The organism is Grimontia kaedaensis (assembly GCF_023746615.1).
Taxonomy (GTDB): Bacteria; Pseudomonadota; Gammaproteobacteria; order Enterobacterales; family Vibrionaceae; genus Enterovibrio; species Enterovibrio kaedaensis.
Genome location: NZ_CP082275.1, coordinates 1,828,099 through 1,843,334, shown reverse-complemented (window position 1 = coordinate 1,843,334; position 15,236 = coordinate 1,828,099). Strand labels below are relative to the sequence as shown.

At 46.7% G+C, this 15,236-nt stretch carries 14 protein-coding genes; 10 read left to right on the top strand and 4 right to left on the bottom strand.

Going from position 1 to position 15,236, the window contains the following annotated elements:
* Nucleotides 1–70 precede the first annotated feature (70 nt).
* The 10 genes from K6Q96_RS08430 to K6Q96_RS08385 all read left to right on the top strand — a co-directional run bounded on the left by K6Q96_RS08430 (nucleotide 71) and on the right by K6Q96_RS08385 (nucleotide 11,220).
* Nucleotides 71–367, top strand: coding sequence for a hypothetical protein (locus K6Q96_RS08430; protein ID WP_251879476.1), 297 nt, complete (start codon nucleotides 71–73; stop codon nucleotides 365–367).
* Entirely contained in the window at nucleotides 351–1,979 is a 1,629-nt protein-coding gene (locus tag K6Q96_RS08425) for a sensor domain-containing diguanylate cyclase (RefSeq protein ID WP_353621780.1), read from the top strand. The genes K6Q96_RS08430 and K6Q96_RS08425 overlap by 17 nt, the downstream gene beginning before the upstream one ends.
* 136 nt (nucleotides 1,980–2,115) lie before the next feature.
* Nucleotides 2,116–2,565, top strand: coding sequence for an NUDIX domain-containing protein (locus K6Q96_RS08420; protein ID WP_251879471.1), 450 nt, complete (start codon nucleotides 2,116–2,118; stop codon nucleotides 2,563–2,565).
* A gap of 78 nt (nucleotides 2,566–2,643) precedes the next feature.
* Complete coding sequence (locus K6Q96_RS08415; protein ID WP_251879619.1) at nucleotides 2,644–3,363, top strand: DUF3581 family protein; 720 nt, start codon at nucleotides 2,644–2,646, stop codon at nucleotides 3,361–3,363.
* Nucleotides 3,364–3,498: 135 nt separating this feature from the next.
* The gene (locus K6Q96_RS08410; RefSeq protein ID WP_251879469.1) at nucleotides 3,499–4,323 is read left to right on the top strand and encodes an HDOD domain-containing protein; all 825 of its coding nucleotides are present in this window, start codon (nucleotides 3,499–3,501) and stop codon (nucleotides 4,321–4,323) included.
* 222 nt (nucleotides 4,324–4,545) lie between these two features.
* Nucleotides 4,546–5,319 carry a (Fe-S)-binding protein gene (locus K6Q96_RS08405; protein WP_251879467.1) on the top strand — a complete coding sequence of 258 codons (774 nt, stop codon included), beginning with the start codon at nucleotides 4,546–4,548 and terminating at the stop codon, nucleotides 5,317–5,319.
* A complete protein-coding gene (locus K6Q96_RS08400; RefSeq protein WP_251879465.1) occupies nucleotides 5,316–6,746 on the top strand; it encodes a LutB/LldF family L-lactate oxidation iron-sulfur protein in 1,431 nt (476 codons plus the stop codon). Before K6Q96_RS08405 ends, K6Q96_RS08400 begins: the two co-directional genes overlap by 4 nt.
* Nucleotides 6,743–7,417, top strand: coding sequence for a LutC/YkgG family protein (locus tag K6Q96_RS08395; protein WP_251879463.1), 675 nt, complete (start codon nucleotides 6,743–6,745; stop codon nucleotides 7,415–7,417). The genes K6Q96_RS08400 and K6Q96_RS08395 overlap by 4 nt, the downstream gene beginning before the upstream one ends.
* Nucleotides 7,418–7,419: 2 nt before the next feature.
* Nucleotides 7,420–10,251, top strand: coding sequence for an FAD-binding and (Fe-S)-binding domain-containing protein (locus tag K6Q96_RS08390; protein ID WP_251879462.1), 2,832 nt, complete (start codon nucleotides 7,420–7,422; stop codon nucleotides 10,249–10,251).
* A gap of 228 nt (nucleotides 10,252–10,479) precedes the next feature.
* Nucleotides 10,480–11,220, top strand: a complete 741-nt coding sequence (locus K6Q96_RS08385) for a FadR/GntR family transcriptional regulator (protein ID WP_002537192.1) — start codon at nucleotides 10,480–10,482, stop codon at nucleotides 11,218–11,220.
* Nucleotides 11,221–11,276: 56 nt separating this feature from the next.
* Here the strand turns inward: K6Q96_RS08385 and K6Q96_RS08380 are convergent, their stop codons facing one another.
* From K6Q96_RS08380 to K6Q96_RS08365, 4 genes are read right to left on the bottom strand one after another with little or no spacing between them, the layout of a single operon-like run.
* On the bottom strand, nucleotides 11,277–12,455 hold the full coding sequence (locus tag K6Q96_RS08380) for a cytochrome and DOMON domain-containing protein (RefSeq protein WP_251879460.1): 1,179 nt from the start codon (nucleotides 12,453–12,455) through the stop codon (nucleotides 11,277–11,279).
* Nucleotides 12,452–13,420 carry a c-type cytochrome gene (locus K6Q96_RS08375; protein WP_251879458.1) on the bottom strand — a complete coding sequence of 323 codons (969 nt, stop codon included), beginning with the start codon at nucleotides 13,418–13,420 and terminating at the stop codon, nucleotides 12,452–12,454. Before K6Q96_RS08375 ends, K6Q96_RS08380 begins: the two co-directional genes overlap by 4 nt.
* 2 nt (nucleotides 13,421–13,422) lie before the next feature.
* Complete coding sequence (locus tag K6Q96_RS08370; RefSeq protein WP_002537198.1) at nucleotides 13,423–14,250, bottom strand: carbohydrate ABC transporter permease; 828 nt, start codon at nucleotides 14,248–14,250, stop codon at nucleotides 13,423–13,425.
* 12 nt (nucleotides 14,251–14,262) lie between these two features.
* Entirely contained in the window at nucleotides 14,263–15,231 is a 969-nt protein-coding gene (locus K6Q96_RS08365) for a carbohydrate ABC transporter permease (protein ID WP_251879456.1), read from the bottom strand.
* Between the last annotated feature and the right edge of the window lie 5 nt (nucleotides 15,232–15,236).

Sequence of the window (15,236 nt, the reverse complement as noted above, 5' to 3'; positions counted from 1 at the left end):
GTTGGTTGTGGTTGTGAATGCAGACAACCCGCTAAGTTCCTTGTCCTCTCGGCAGTTGATAGACCTATACATGGGTCGTTACAACTCCTATCCAAACGGAGAATCAGCGAATACAACCGATCTTCCTGAGAAAAGCAAAGAACGCGAGTATTTTTATCGGATGCTAGTCGGCAAATCTGCCGCGCAAATTAACGCTTACTGGGCAAGGTTACTTTTTACCGGCAAGTCAGAGCCTCCACTAACCGTTCGTTCTTCCGCTGACGTCATTGCTCTAGTAAAAGATAACAAGAACGCGATTGCTTATATCAACGAAGCCGACTTGGTCGATGGTTTAAAAGTGGTATATCGATTTGATGATTCTCAATAAACGTATTCACATTCGGGTAGCAACGGGAGTGGCCACTGGCGCATTCCTTTTCTCGATTTTTGCCTCTATCACTTGGTTTTATATTTCATATCACCAAGAAGTCGACCGCTCCCGTAGTCAAATTAAGCAAGTCATCACAACCATTGAACAAACCGCATCTATCGCAATGTACTTGGGTAATAAGGAACTGGCAGAAGAAGTGCTGCGTGGACTGGAAGCCAATGATATTATTTCAGCCGCTCGCTTAACCAGCCAAGACGGTCTCTCCGCCTCTTTTTCTGGTAACAGCGAACTGGACCAGACTGATACCGCTATCATCTTCCCTATTGTGTCACCTTTTGACAAGAATGAATTTGTCGGCGATCTGCTGGTATACCCAAATCAGCGTTACATTGAAAACAACGCCATTTCATTAGCGAAGATTCAGGTTATTGTGCTGGTTTTCTATTCCGTTATTATCGCGTTGCTGACACTCATCATCGTCAACCGAATCCTGACGGAACCGATGAAAAACATTGCTAATCGCTTCCACATCATCACGCCTGGTGATACAACCAGAATCGAAGTTCCTGTTGGTCATAAAGAAAATGAAATCGGAGCCTTAGTCAGCGACATTAATGGCTTGCTCGATGCAGTAAACAACCAAATAGATAACGAGCGGGATCTGCGTTCTGAAACTGAAAATCTATCCAAAAAGTTCCGTTTTATATTTGAAAGAGCGAGTGCCGGCATTGGTCTGATTGATTCAGGGAATCAGCTTATTGTTGCAAACCCTGCACTGCTGAGATTGCTCGGCCAGACTTTTATTGTCGATACCGATCGATTCTCAAAAACAGACTTCACGGGTTACTTCAACGATCCTGCCGAAATCAAAGAATTCATTGAAGAGTTCTGGCTTAAACCTGGCAACCAGTTCAGCGCCATGGATATTCAGCTCAAACATAAGGTCCGTGCTGCAGACCGCTGGGTACACTGCCTATTTTCGAAAGTCGAAGACATTAATAATCCAGATGACAGCTTACTTGAAGTTGTACTCTACGACATCACAGAGCGTGCCGAGCGTGAGCAGAATATTATTTATGAGGCGGAACACGACCCTATCACTCAGCTTCTGAACCGTCGGGCTGGTATGGCTAAGTTGGAAGTATCGCTTCAGGACGCCGAAAAGAAACAGCGTAAATTTGCCGTGCTAATGATAGACCTCGATGGCTTCAAGCATGTCAACGACACATACGGTCATGATGCAGGTGACAAGGTGATCATTGAAGTCGCCAAACGTATCAAGCAATTCTTCCGCGGTTCTGATGTGGTAGCTCGTTGGGGTGGCGATGAGTTCCTCATCGGTTTCTCCTATAACCCGAATTACGAAACGGCGGTGTCAGATATTGCATCAGATCTGCAATTCCAAGTCGCCCTACCCGTTGAAATCGGCCACGAGCAAACCGCGTGCGTTGGATCAAGTATCGGTATCAGCGTCTACCCTGACAACGACGAAGCCATCAATGCACTTATCGAGCAGGCTGACGAAGCTATGTATTACGTGAAAAACAATGGCAAAAACTTCTACCGCTTCTATCAAGCAGAAGAAGCGACAGCTTCGGCAAATCGATAAACTATCTCAACAAGGAAAAAACCAACAACCTGAAGATACTCGCTGAATCAGGCATATTACGGTTGTTTGGGTATAGACCCTTGCTCTATAGCTCTGTATTCTCGTTCGAATCTTCATTAGGAAAGGAAGCTTGGTGATGCACCCTCTCAGAGTTTCAGTCCGTGCTGTTTGTTACCGAGACGACAAAATACTGCTCGCTGAACATCGCGACGATCGTGGCCTTTGGTACATTATTCCAGGTGGTGGCATACAGCATAACGAAACGCTCGACCTTGCATTTAAACGTGAGCTTCTTGAAGAAACTGGTGGTGAAGCAGATATGGGCGACATTCTTTTTGTCCGTGAAGTGATTGCGGATGAATTGGATACCACTTACCTACCCAAACACCTTCATCAAATCGAACTCTTTGTTGAAGCGACCAATTTCCGACAGATAACCGAAGCGTCAGAACCGGATAAAGACCAAATAGGTACGGTCTGGATGCCACTCGATAAATTGCCGGATGTGCTTTTCTTTCCGAAAACCATGGTGGAAGCGCTTCAAGCCAAATCCTTCGACAAGATCTATCAAGGTCACATTATGTAACTGGCTAGACCATTTGTTGTTAGCCACTCAGTTACAATGCCCAACAAGATTAACAGTGGACATCCACCAAAAGAGATCATGCAGTTAGATAACTACTTCAGTCAGAAAGACGGTCAATTCGTTTTCACTCGCCAACAGGCAAGTCACTTCGCCAAACTCGTTGCCGGCGATTTCAACCCGATTCACGACGAGGATTCCAAACGATTCTGTGTACCAGGTGATCTTCTTTTCTCTGTTCTTCTTGCGAAGGCGGGAATTAGCCAGAATATGCGAGTCAGCTTCTCAGGCATGATTTCAGACAATCTTGGCCTCGCGATTCGTGAAGATGAAAGTGGTCATCTGGATGTGGTCGATGCCAACGACAAGTGTTATCTGACCATGCACCGTCAAGGTGATAATTTGGTCAATGAGAGGCTTGCGGCTAACGTTGCCGAAAACTATGTGAAATTTTCTGGCATGAACTTTCCCCACATCATGGTTCCTTTAATGGAAGAAAGCGGCATGATGATTAATCCAGATCGCCCGTTGGTGATGTATGAGAGCATGGAGCTCAACTTCAAACACCTCAACTTTTCAAACCCGACGGTTGAGCTAACTAACTCCACCATGGAAGTATCCGGTAAGCGCGGCGCTGTTATTCTCGCCTTTGCGTTTAAAGAAAATGGTGAAGTTATTGGTGAAGGAAAGAAAAAGATGGTTTGTAGCGGCCTTCGTGAGTTTGAAACTTCAGCAGTCGATGCTTTGGTTGATAGGTTCAACAGCCGAAAATCAGAATTCTTATCTGCACAGCCTGCATAACCTGTATGACATACCATATGAACCCTGATTCATTCGGGGTTTTTTATTTGCTTCAATGTCTTATGTTAGATATTTAGTCACACTTTTAAAACATTGTTCTATATTTAACTTATCAATAGCGCGCTGGAGTTAAATATGGCAACTGCGAATCTACTCTCTCATATCGATAAGCTCCCAAAGATTCCAAAGGTCGTTCAGGAACTGATGGACTTGGTGAATAATGAAGGTTCAGACATGAACCAAATCTCGGAAAAAATCGCGATGGATCAAGTGATCAGTGCTCGCGTTTTGCGTCTGTCAAACTCAGCCCACTTTGGCCGAGGCAGAAGCGTCTCCTCTGTTGATGAAGCCGTTATTCGACTGGGTCTGGGCCCTATTCGAACGCTGGTAACGGCTTCGGCATTAATGAGTACTTTTCCAAAAATTGAAGGATTGGATCTCAATGAGTTTTGGGGAACCACCTTCGAAGTAGCAACTTTATGTAAACACGTTGCTAAAGAACTCAAAGCTGATCAAAACGAAGCTTTTACCGCAGGCATGCTGCATAACATCGGCGACTTGTTGATTTACACCGTATACCCTGACAAGGCTCAAAAAGTCGAACTCCACATGGAAGCAGGGAAAACCAAGCCTGAAGCACAACAAATTGTTCTGGAAACAGACAATGCACAACTCGGCGGTCAACTAGCAAAGAGCTGGAAATTTGCCGATACATTGGTTGATGCCATTGCTCATCAATATGGTGCTGTACAAGGGGACAACTTTTCTCAACTTGCCGCAATAATTAATTTCTGCGCAAAATTAGACGAAAACTGGGACGGCCTTGTCGACGGAGAAGCCAAAATCACTTGGCTTAATCATCAACTCGAATATAGCATGCTTGGACTTAACGAAAGTGTTGCCGGGTCGATTGACGATATACGTGGAGCTGGCCGTGAGATGGCCAAGTCTCTGCTCTAAGCAAAACCAACCTCCTTTCAGAAAAGCGCCTAAAAGGCGCTTTTTTTTGCTCATACCAAATCAAAGCCTCTTCCTATTAAATCGATTTTGGAAACAATTAATTCATTTAATGCTATTTATCGAAAGGTAGTCGCTGCATATTCTCAAATTCTAATAATTAGAAAATCCAGCCACTGAAATAGTGGCTAGATCTCAATGAAAGCAATGTCGCGAGGACAGCACATGGAACAACCTCGGATTTACCCTGCAAAGCCACGGAAGGTTTACCTCTACGCCACTTGTCTGGTGGATGCTTTTGACCCTGACACTGGATTAGATGCTATTTCTTTGTTGGAGCGACAAGGCTTAGACGTCGAGTTCGTTACTAAACAAACCTGTTGCGGGCAGCCTGCTTACAGCTCGGGCTATACAGAAGAAGCCAGAGCCGTCGCTGAACACCAAATGTCTCTGTTTCCAGAGAACATTCCCGTGGTCATTCTTTCCGGCTCATGTGGTGGCATGATGGTGCATCACTATCCTCGCCTGTTTAAAGATCATCGTCTTGAAGCCACTGCCAAGTCTTTTGCGTCACGGGTCTTTGAGCTCACAGAGTTTTTGACCAATGTCTGCCGCGCTCAGTTCGAAGACTGCGGTGAACAAACCACTGTCGCTATGCATACCTCTTGTGCCGCACGACGAGAAATGAACGTACACGTTTACACGGCGCATTTGCTCGGACTCCTCGACAAAGTCGAAGTGAAGCACCCCCAATATGAAGAAGAATGCTGCGGGTTCGGTGGCACTTTCTCTGTTCGTCATCCGAACATCAGTGAAGCCATGGTGGATGACAAATCAAATAGCCTGAAAAATACCGGCGGCGTTGAATTCGTCAGCGCAGATTGGGGTTGCATGCTCAATATCAATGGCGCACTGGAATACAAAGGCGAAACCTTCAAGGGTAAACATATCGCCCGTTTTTTGGCCGAGCGCACCAGCGCGGCAGGAGGTAAACGATGAGTCATAATACGCCAGAACATTTCCACCCGCAGGCACAAGAAGCGCTGGGTGACAAAGAGCTTCGACAGAATTTCCGTGGAGCGATGGACTACCTGCGTGGCAAACGTCGTGATGCCTTCCCTGATGCAGCTGAAGAGAAAGCCGTGCGCGACCGGGCAGAAGCCATTCGTCAACGCTGTTTAAGCAAGCTGCCAGAGCTTTTAGAGAAGTTAGAAAACCAACTCACCCGTAACGGTATTCATGTTCACTGGGCACTCAATGCTGATGAAGCCAATGCGATTTTCGGTGACATTGCCAATAAACACCAAGCCACACTCATGGTGAAGGGGAAGTCTATGGTGAGTGAGGAAATTGGCCTCAACCACCACATGGAAAAGCAAGGTGTAAGTTGTTTAGAAAGCGACATGGGCGAGTATATAGTGCAACTGGACGGTGATACCCCTTCGCACATTATCATGCCCGCCATTCATAAGAACAAGCAGCAGGTCTCGGACACATTTGAGCATAACCTACACAATTTCAAACCAACGACCGATGTCGATACCTTAATTCAAACTGGCCGCAATGCTCTTCGTGAGGCCTATCAAGAAGCAGAGATTGGTGTTTCAGGTGTTAACTTTGCTGTCGCTGAAACTGGCACCCTTTGTTTGGTCGAGAACGAAGGCAACGGGCGTATGTGTACCACGATCCCCAACGTCCATATTGCCATCACAGGTATCGAAAAGGTGGTCGAGTTCCTGTCTGACGTACCACCGCTTTATAGTGCCCTGACCCGTTCTGCCACTGGTCAGAACATCACAACATACTTCAACATGATCAGCAGTCCACGCAAAAAGGGCGAGTTGGATGGCCCTAAAGAAGTCCACCTTATTTTGTTAGACAATGGCCGGACTCAGGCTTATCACGACGAAGAACTGCGTAAAACACTCCAGTGTATTCGCTGTGGTGCCTGCATGAACCACTGCCCGGTTTATACCCGGATAGGTGGCCACGCCTATGGCACAGTCTATCCAGGCCCCATAGGGAAGATTATTTCTCCGCACCTCATGGGAATAGACAGCACCAATGAACTGATTACCGCCTCTAGCTTATGTGGTGCCTGTGAGGAAGTGTGCCCGGTTCGCATTCCTATCCCTTCCCTGCTCCAGCGTTTGCGTCAGGAATCTAAGAACAAGCCTGAGACAGGTCATGATGCTTTAAAGGGACAAAATGCTGCCAGCAATACGCTAGAAAAGGCCGCAATGAAAAGTTTCGCTTATGCCGCGACTCATCCATCGCTTTACCATACAGGCCTTGATGCTGCGAGAAAGATGAACGGACTCATTCCGAATCATCTCGGCAACTGGACGCAGTGTCGCGTGAAACCGAAACTCGCCAAAACCTCGCTTAAAACCAAGCTCGCACAGCGCAACGGAGGCCAAAAATGAAAGCACAGAGTCAAGAAGCCCGCGCTGCGATCTTCGCTAAGTTGAACGCGGCACCACGAGCGCCAAAAAGTAATGAATTGCCAGTATGGCAAGCCTGGTCATCGGAAAACAGTCAAACACGCGTTGAGCGCTTATTGGGATGCATGAAGGCAAGCCACACGGAAATTATCCACACCGAGAAAGGAAGCATTGAGACTACGTTGACACAATGTATTCAAAGTAATGGACTCGGAAAAGTGCTGTTTACCAAAAACAGTCCCTTGGCGGAAGTTGTCGTAAGCCAATGCCCTGGCACTGTTGCGCTCAAATATGACCAAACCATGGAAACGCTGAAAACCACCTTGTTTCAAGAGGTCGATGCCAGCGTTAATGTGATTAAAGCCGCTATTGGAGATACTGGCACGCTCGCCATTGTTACCGGCGAAGACGAACCGCGAGCCCTGTCACTGGTTCCTCCTGTTCATATTGCTATCCTTCATGAATCTGACATTGTTTCTAATTTCAGCGAGTTAATGGCTTCTACATTTTGGAAAGAAGCGGGATGGGAAACCCAACCACCAACCAATTTGGTATTGGTTTCTGGCCCTTCAAAAACGGCAGATATTCAACAGACACTCGCCTACGGCGCACACGGACCGAAGCGCCTGATCCTGATTTTGGTTAAGGAGTAACCATGAGCCAAGCGTTGGCGGATTCAATTTACAAAACTCTTCATGAGGCGCTGCAACAAAGGATTCCACTGCAACGCCTCATCACGGATGAAACCCGGCGATTGGCTTATGGTACGGATGCCAGCTTCTATCGTTTAATCCCTAAAATTGTCGCGCAGGCGGATGATCTAGAGGATGTGGTATTTATCATTCAAACCTGCGGCGAGTTAAACGTCCCTTTCACCTTCCGCGCTGCCGGCACCAGCCTGTCCGGTCAAGCAGTATCAGATTCAGTCTTGATTACACTGACAGACAACTGGCGTAACCACACCATTCTAGAAGACGGTGAAAAAATCCGACTTCAACCAGGTGTGATTGGTGCTGATGCCAATCGCTACCTTGCCCCTTTTGACCGTAAGATTGGGCCGGATCCAGCTTCGATCAACAGTTGTAAAATCGGCGGTATCGCCGCGAATAACGCGAGTGGCATGTGCTGTGGTACTGCACAGAACACCTATAAAACCGTAGAGTCGATGAAGATCGTTTTTCACGATGGAACCCTTCTCGATACCGCATCTAGCCAATCGGTCGATCAATTTAAACAAAGCCACCAGCATCTGATCGAAGGTATTCAGTCACTCTGTGATCATGTGAACGCTAATCACGAATTGAGGTCACGTATCGCTCATAAATACCGCTTAAAAAACACCACTGGCTATGCACTCAACGCCTTGATTGACTTCACTGATCCTATTGATGTGCTCACGCACTTGATGGTGGGTTCTGAAGGCACATTGGGCTTTATTGCAGAGATCACTTACCACACTGTGGTGGAGCACCCGAACAAAGCATCAACCTTGTTGGTATTTAATGATATCGAAACCGCATCCAATGCCGTCACCGCCCTTTCTAAAACGCCCGTTTCTTCGGTAGAAATGATGGATGGGCGCGCACTGGGTTCCGTGGCCGACAAGCAAGGCATGCCAGACTTTCTGCCGTCGCTAACGCTCGAACATTGCGCCTTGCTGGTGGAGTCCCGCGCCGCGGATCAGGAAACACTCGACCAGCAGTGCGACGCTGTTCTCTCTTCCATCGCCCAATATGACGTGCCGCATCAAGTCGCATTCACTTCAGACGCTCACACCGTCGCGACACTCTGGGGGATTCGTAAAGGCATGTTCCCTGCCGTTGGCGCTGTTCGTGAAGCGGGTACAACGGTGATTATCGAAGATGTCGCCTTCCCCGTTGAACGTCTAGCATCAGGCGTGCGCGAACTTCAGGCATTGTTTAGCCAATACGATTACCACGAAGCTATCATCTTCGGCCATGCACTCGAGGGTAACCTGCACTTTGTCTTCACACAGGGGTTTGATAGTGAAGAAGAGGTTGAACGCTATGGCAAATTTATGGACGACGTGGCACAACTCGTTGCTGTGAAATATGGCGGTTCACTAAAAGCAGAACACGGTACCGGCCGTAACATGGCGCCTTATGTCGAATTAGAATGGGGAACTGATGCCTATTCACTGATGCAACGTATTAAAACCTTGTTCGATCCCAAAGGGCTGCTTAACCCTGGCGTGATCATCAATGAAGACCCTAATGCGCACGTCAAGAACCTGAAACCCATGCCAAAAGCGGATGATCTTGTTGATCGTTGCATAGAATGTGGTTTCTGTGAGGCTGTGTGTCCTTCAAGAACACTTTCACTGTCACCAAGACAGCGTATCGTCATGTATCGTGAACTTAGTCGTTTAGAGCGCGATGGTTCTAAAGAGCGATATGCAGAGCTTCAGAAGGCTTTCGATTACCTTGGTGTAGATACCTGTGCCGCAACGGGGTTATGTGCTGACCGCTGTCCTGTTGGTATCAATACCGGTGATCTTATCAAGAAGGTCCGCACAGAAAAGTACAAACGCTTTACGCCGATAGCGACCTGGACGGCAGATCACTTCTCAACTGTCACAGCTATGACGCGATTCGGCCTGACCACCAATAAAGTGATGCAGAAAGCGCTAGGCCAAAAAGCGCTCAGCTCGACCTTCAATGGACTTCGTAAACTGACCAAAGGTAGAACCCCAAACTGGCATGAGAGCTTTCCTGTTGCTAATAGTGCCCCGGTCGAGCCATCTTCTATCGCTAAAGAGAAAAAAGTCGTTTACTTCCCTTCCTGTTCCTCACGCAATATGAGCAATGAAGTGACCAGTGATGACAAACGCTCATTGACTGAGGTGACATTGTCACTTCTTGAACGTGCGGGATATCAAGTCATTACACCAAACTCACTCAAGTCACTTTGTTGTGGCATGCCTTATGACAGCAAAGGCATGAATTCTATCGCCAAGAACAAAAGCGAGGAGCTTGAGGCCGCTCTTTGGCATGCAAGCCAGCACGGAAAAATCCCGGTGCTGATGGATACCAGTCCTTGCACCAAACTCAGTAAGGAACACTTTTCCCAGACCATGAATATCATGGAGCCTGCAGGCTTTATCATGGAACACCTCATTGATGAACTGGATATCAAGCCACTGGATGAAATCGTGATGCTTCATATCACCTGCAGTTCGAGACGTATGGGAGTCGCAGAGACATTGCTGAAAGCTACTAAAGCGTGTGCAAAGGAAGTGATTGTGCCGGAACATATTGAGTGTTGTGGTTTTGCAGGAGATAAAGGCTTCTTCACGCCAGAGCTCAATGAGTCCGCCCTTTCACCGCTCAAGGCCCAGATTCCGGACGGTTGTACACGGGGATTCAGTAACAGTAGAACCTGTGAGATTGGATTAACTCATCACAGCGGTATCCCATATCGTAACATCTTGTACCTATTGGATGAGGCTTCCACGCCAACAAACTAAATAGATTTATTTTTACTCACCAAAGAGCAGCGGACAACGTCTCTGCTCTTTATCTCTTTTAACTGTCTCCTCATCACGATCACGCCTGATCAATTGATATCCATACAAATCTCGCAAGTACTACAAAAATCTATTCGTTTTCTGGTATGCTTTAAAGACCAGTTAACTATCAATCTGCTTTTGTTTTTAGTCGACGCTACCGCGAAGAAAGTAAAAGGCTTGCCCATTATGTCTCTGTTATTTTTAGATAATGAACACAAACTAAGAAACAAAACCAAAAAAGAAATTCTTGCTGAAAAAATTTTGGAAATGATTTTCACTGGACTATTGAGAGACGGTGACGAGCTTCCCAGCGAACGAGAACTATCAAACACTTTTGGTGTAAGTAGAGAAACGGTTCGCGGCTCATTAGGGCTGATATCCGAGTTCGGCTTGCTTAACATCTCCCACGGTGCAAAAACAACCATTAACAGAACAACAGACCTCCTACAAAAATGTCAGGAGCTGAATCCCAGCCTGTCAGACCTTCAGATAAACAATCATGATATAGATACCGTATTTGAAACTCGGAAAATCATTGAACGGGCGATCGTTAGAAAAGCGACTCTGAATATCGATGAGTTTGGCCTCAAGACCATGGCCTCGCTGCTTGAACAACAACAAAAGCTCTTCGATCAACCCGTCCATTTTCAACTGTCTGATAAACAGTTCCACCGTTTAATTGCCGAATGCGTTCCTAACGAATTACTTAACAAATACGCCCAAGAGCTCTATGCCTTTGGCCTTCAATTCAGGCGTGTTGTGCTGTCTGTCGATGGAAGCATCGAGAAGAGTTATAAAGAACACGTGAGGATATATCAGGCTTTAGAAAACCGAGACCCAGACAGAGCGGAAGAAATGATGGTCAACCACCTCAATAGCGTTTACGACACGACACTAGAGGTAATGCGTGGTAAAAGTGGTTTTTGAGGGTGTATTGATACCCAAACAATCTGGAGACGTAGGCTTCAGCGAGTTTGGGTATGTTACTCTTCGTATGGCCGCTTACTAAATCTGTTGCCAGGGTGAGACCGGCTAAAGCCCCATATAGCGTGGTACGTATCTATCCAACGGTGCTGGAGACTGAATAGCACATACGCACCAACCATGAGTACTTCCATAACAAGCAACGAAATATAAGCCCAGGCGCCAAGGTTGAAGAGAAAGAATCCTGTGTACAAACATAGATGTGAGGCTATTAGCACAACATAGCCCATCGATTTGTGTAACCACTCAAAGAGCCGACGATACAGTGTCATGTTGTAATGATCGCCATACCACATGTTTCTGGGCACAGGATTCCCATCATCATCAACAGGTCCTCCTTTTGTTCCCCTTGCCCAGCCATATCCTCCCTGAATAACTGATAGTCCCAACACTCCTATGCCTACCTTTGCATGAAGGGTTGAAAGGTCAAAACCGCCAATACTCCAAACACTTAATCCAAATGCAATGATAGACAAAACAATAACACCGGCATGACCTAACCAGTGGGTGACCCACCAAAACTTGTTATCGAGAGAAATTGGAAAGTTTTGCCCAGGGGTAACCTTGAAATAACGTGTGACTGTAATAATGATTGGAGACAAGATCCCCCAGCTCAGTACCAGTAAAAGCGCATGAAGGATAATAAGGTTTGAAAAGCTTCTTTGCGCTTGCTCACCACTCTCAAAATGAATTTGCTGTACCCCATATTCTGGGTGCAGGCCAAACGACTTGTTCCCACCAACGGCCCACAATAAGTCAGTAAATTGAGATGGATTAATGACCACGTCCATGCTGTCGCCGGTATCCAGCATGCGTTCAAATACCAGTATGGTCTCGTTATCTTTGAACTCAATGGATGAGCCGGTGATATTCTGTTCAGGGTCGTCATTGATATCGACCTGAAGTCTGCCCGACATGTGACTATCGACAACGAGAGCCTTATCTATGTATCCAATAACCGCATCGGCATTTGTCATCGTCTTACCGAAACCAAGTCCAATCCAGACTTCGCCAGGATGAAACGCTTTGATTTTCATAGCCTCGTCATGCAACGACCAGCATAGAGTGAGGTCACTGTCGATAAGCCTTGCCTGATTCTGGTACGTATTACACTGCGTCGCTTCCTCTGCATTAGATAAGAAAGAAAACAGCATAAGAATTGTCAGTAAAAGTTTCACCGTTCTCCTCCTTCCTGGAGTGATTGAAAGTATGCCGTCATTGCATTCGCGTCTTCATCACTGAGCTTTGAGGTAATCTCGTCAACCACAAGTGCCATCTCTCCACCAGTGTAGTTTCCGTCTGGTAACAACCCTGTTTTCAAAAAGCGACGCCAATCCTCTTTGGACCACTCTCCAAGCGCATCTGAGGAATTCATCAAACTCGGCGCGGGATTGAATTCTCCTATTTCCACACCATGCATCCATTTGTCACGCAAAATACCTCCCAAAGCATCCCTTGGGGTATGGCACTCGCCACAATGGCCCAGCGCTTCCACTAAATATGCTCCACGCAATAGTTCAGGAGATACCGAGTTTCTCAATGAAAAAGCGATGTCGTCGTGGTCGGCATAGAGGGCATTCCATATTCCTAGCCCATAGCGGATGCTAAAAGGAAACGGGAGTTCCTTCTCTTCTACTTTTTCGGCCACTGGAGCAATGCTGGCATCGATATATGCTTTAAGGTCAACGATATCTTGGTCGCTCATGCGCGAATATGTGGTGTAAGGAAATGCCGGATAGTAAAAATAACCATCAGGTGAAATACCCTTTCTCATCGCCCCTTCAAACTCGGCGACACTCCACTTCCCAATACCAAAGGACTCGTCCGGCGTGATATTAGAAGATAGAAGCGTCCCAAATGGCGTTTTTATCCTCTTCCCACCCGCTGCAGCTTTTGCGCCATTCCCCAAACTCGTGTGACACGCTGCGCATCCGGACAAATGATAAACATACTCGCCATTTTTTATGTCTGGGGTCAGTAAAGCGAGATCAGGATTTTTAGCATCTATAGCGATATGAGGGTAAACGAGTAACGTGACAAATATGCACGCCCCCATGGCTAACACAATCGATGCAAATGCAATCACCCTTTTCTGCCAACGACACAGAGGTTTGATAGCGAGTTTGTCTAACAACCACCTCATTGCTACCCCTTCACAGCACCGGCAGTCATCCCCGAGATAATCTGTTTCGACGCAATAAAGGTAAAGATGATGGGTGGAATCGCCAACAGCACACCCATGGCCATGATGGCCCCCCAGTCAATATTGTATTCCGTCAATGAATTCACAATATACACGGGGGTTGTCCTCGTACTTCGGTCCGAAATAGCGTTGGCAATAAGGAACTCATTCCATGCAATTCTGAATGTGAAGATTGAAGCTGCAGCTAAACCTGGTTGAATCACGGGCAAGATGATGTGGAAAAAAACCTGGAAGGGATTTGCACCATCCATCCTTGCTGCTTCTTCTAACTGAATAGGTATCTGAGTAATGAAGCTCTGCAATATCCATATCACAAATGGTAAGTTCATCGCTGTGTAGATGAGAACAATACCGTTGAGAGTGCCGTCAATCTGATAATCGAAAGTCCATATACCGAAGACAGGAACCAGCAACACAGCCGGTGGAACCATTCGCATCACCAACGTCGTCATTGAGACCACATCCCTGCCGAAGAATCGGTACCGGACAATGGCATAGGCTGCCATGCAACCCGCCACTAACGTTATCGCAGTTGATACGATAGCCACATACAGTGAATTACTGACGTTGTTCACCAACGAACGGTCATCAAGCATAGTTGCGTAGTTCTGCAACGTTGGAATAAAAAACCATGCCGTGCTATCGCTCATGATGTCCACTTTCAACTTGAAAGACGTCATGAACATCAGGACGATCGGCCCCAATGAAAAAACGACAAGTGAGAGGAGTACCGAGTAGTACAGGACCGTGTTTACTGTGCTTCGTTTCATGTCCCAATCTCCCTAATACTTCTCTGCTGCAGCTTTCATTTTGCTGCTACGTGTTTCACGCATTTTGTTAAAGACAAACATCACAATGGTGATGATTAACACTAAGCCCAGAAGCATGTTTGAAAGTGCTGCTGCAAGACCAAGCTCTTGACTATCGGTGACCGTTTTAAAAATCCTCAGGGACAGTATTTCAGTTGATAACCCTGGCCCGCCATTGGTAAGGATCATGATGACTTCCAGTACCTTGAATGCATCGATCAGCCTCAGTAGCAGCGTAACGATGAGAACAGGAAGCATAAGTGGAATCTTGATGTGCCAAATCAAATTCCAGTTGTTCGCCCCATCCAGGCGCGCGGCTTCTACCACCGAGCTAGACAGAGACTGAAGTGCTGCCAGTGAAAGGATCATTACAAAGGGGGTCCACTGCCAGATGTCCGCGAGAATGATAGAAAACAGAGACCAAGACGGATCAGACAACCAAGGGACATTCTCAAAGCCCATGGCATTAAGCATTTTATTGAATATTCCAAACTGCGGGTTGTACATGTAGCGCCAAACTAAGCCAACGGCGATTGGGGCAATCATCATTGGGAGAATGAATATCGTCCGGTAAACGGACATCCCCTTCATTGGCCTTTCCAGCATCAATGCCAAACCAACACCTAATGCCATCTCTAGTAGCACAACGGTGAAAGCGAAAGTGACAGTGACAAAGAAAGATTCTAGAAATCCAGCGTCCTGAAGCAGCCAAATATAATTATCCAGCCCTGCAAATTCGGCATCGGAAAAAGGCTGGCTTGGTCTCCAGTCAAAGAAGCTGGCAAACATCATGTAGCCGACCGGATAGACCAGGGCGAAAACCAGAATGACTGCTGCAGGTGCCATGAATAGGTAAGGGGCAGCGTTATTAAGGAAGTGACGTAGTGTCCGCCGCTCCGTTTTTTCGCTTTTGCCCAACGACAATGAACTCATAATTTGCATTTTCC

Coding starts and splice junctions, on each gene's coding strand:
- K6Q96_RS08430 (WP_251879476.1), top strand. CDS start 71: ATGGGTCGTTACAACTCCTATCCAAACGGAGAATCAGCGAATACAACC.
- K6Q96_RS08420 (WP_251879471.1), top strand. CDS start 2,116: ATGCACCCTCTCAGAGTTTCAGTCCGTGCTGTTTGTTACCGAGACGAC.
- K6Q96_RS08415 (WP_251879619.1), top strand. CDS start 2,644: ATGCAGTTAGATAACTACTTCAGTCAGAAAGACGGTCAATTCGTTTTC.
- K6Q96_RS08410 (WP_251879469.1), top strand. CDS start 3,499: ATGGCAACTGCGAATCTACTCTCTCATATCGATAAGCTCCCAAAGATT.
- K6Q96_RS08405 (WP_251879467.1), top strand. CDS start 4,546: ATGGAACAACCTCGGATTTACCCTGCAAAGCCACGGAAGGTTTACCTC.
- K6Q96_RS08400 (WP_251879465.1), top strand. CDS start 5,316: ATGAGTCATAATACGCCAGAACATTTCCACCCGCAGGCACAAGAAGCG.
- K6Q96_RS08395 (WP_251879463.1), top strand. CDS start 6,743: ATGAAAGCACAGAGTCAAGAAGCCCGCGCTGCGATCTTCGCTAAGTTG.
- K6Q96_RS08390 (WP_251879462.1), top strand. CDS start 7,420: ATGAGCCAAGCGTTGGCGGATTCAATTTACAAAACTCTTCATGAGGCG.
- K6Q96_RS08385 (WP_002537192.1), top strand. CDS start 10,480: ATGTCTCTGTTATTTTTAGATAATGAACACAAACTAAGAAACAAAACC.
- K6Q96_RS08375 (WP_251879458.1), bottom strand. CDS start 13,420: ATGAGGTGGTTGTTAGACAAACTCGCTATCAAACCTCTGTGTCGTTGG.
- K6Q96_RS08370 (WP_002537198.1), bottom strand. CDS start 14,250: ATGAAACGAAGCACAGTAAACACGGTCCTGTACTACTCGGTACTCCTC.
- K6Q96_RS08365 (WP_251879456.1), bottom strand. CDS start 15,231: ATGCAAATTATGAGTTCATTGTCGTTGGGCAAAAGCGAAAAAACGGAG.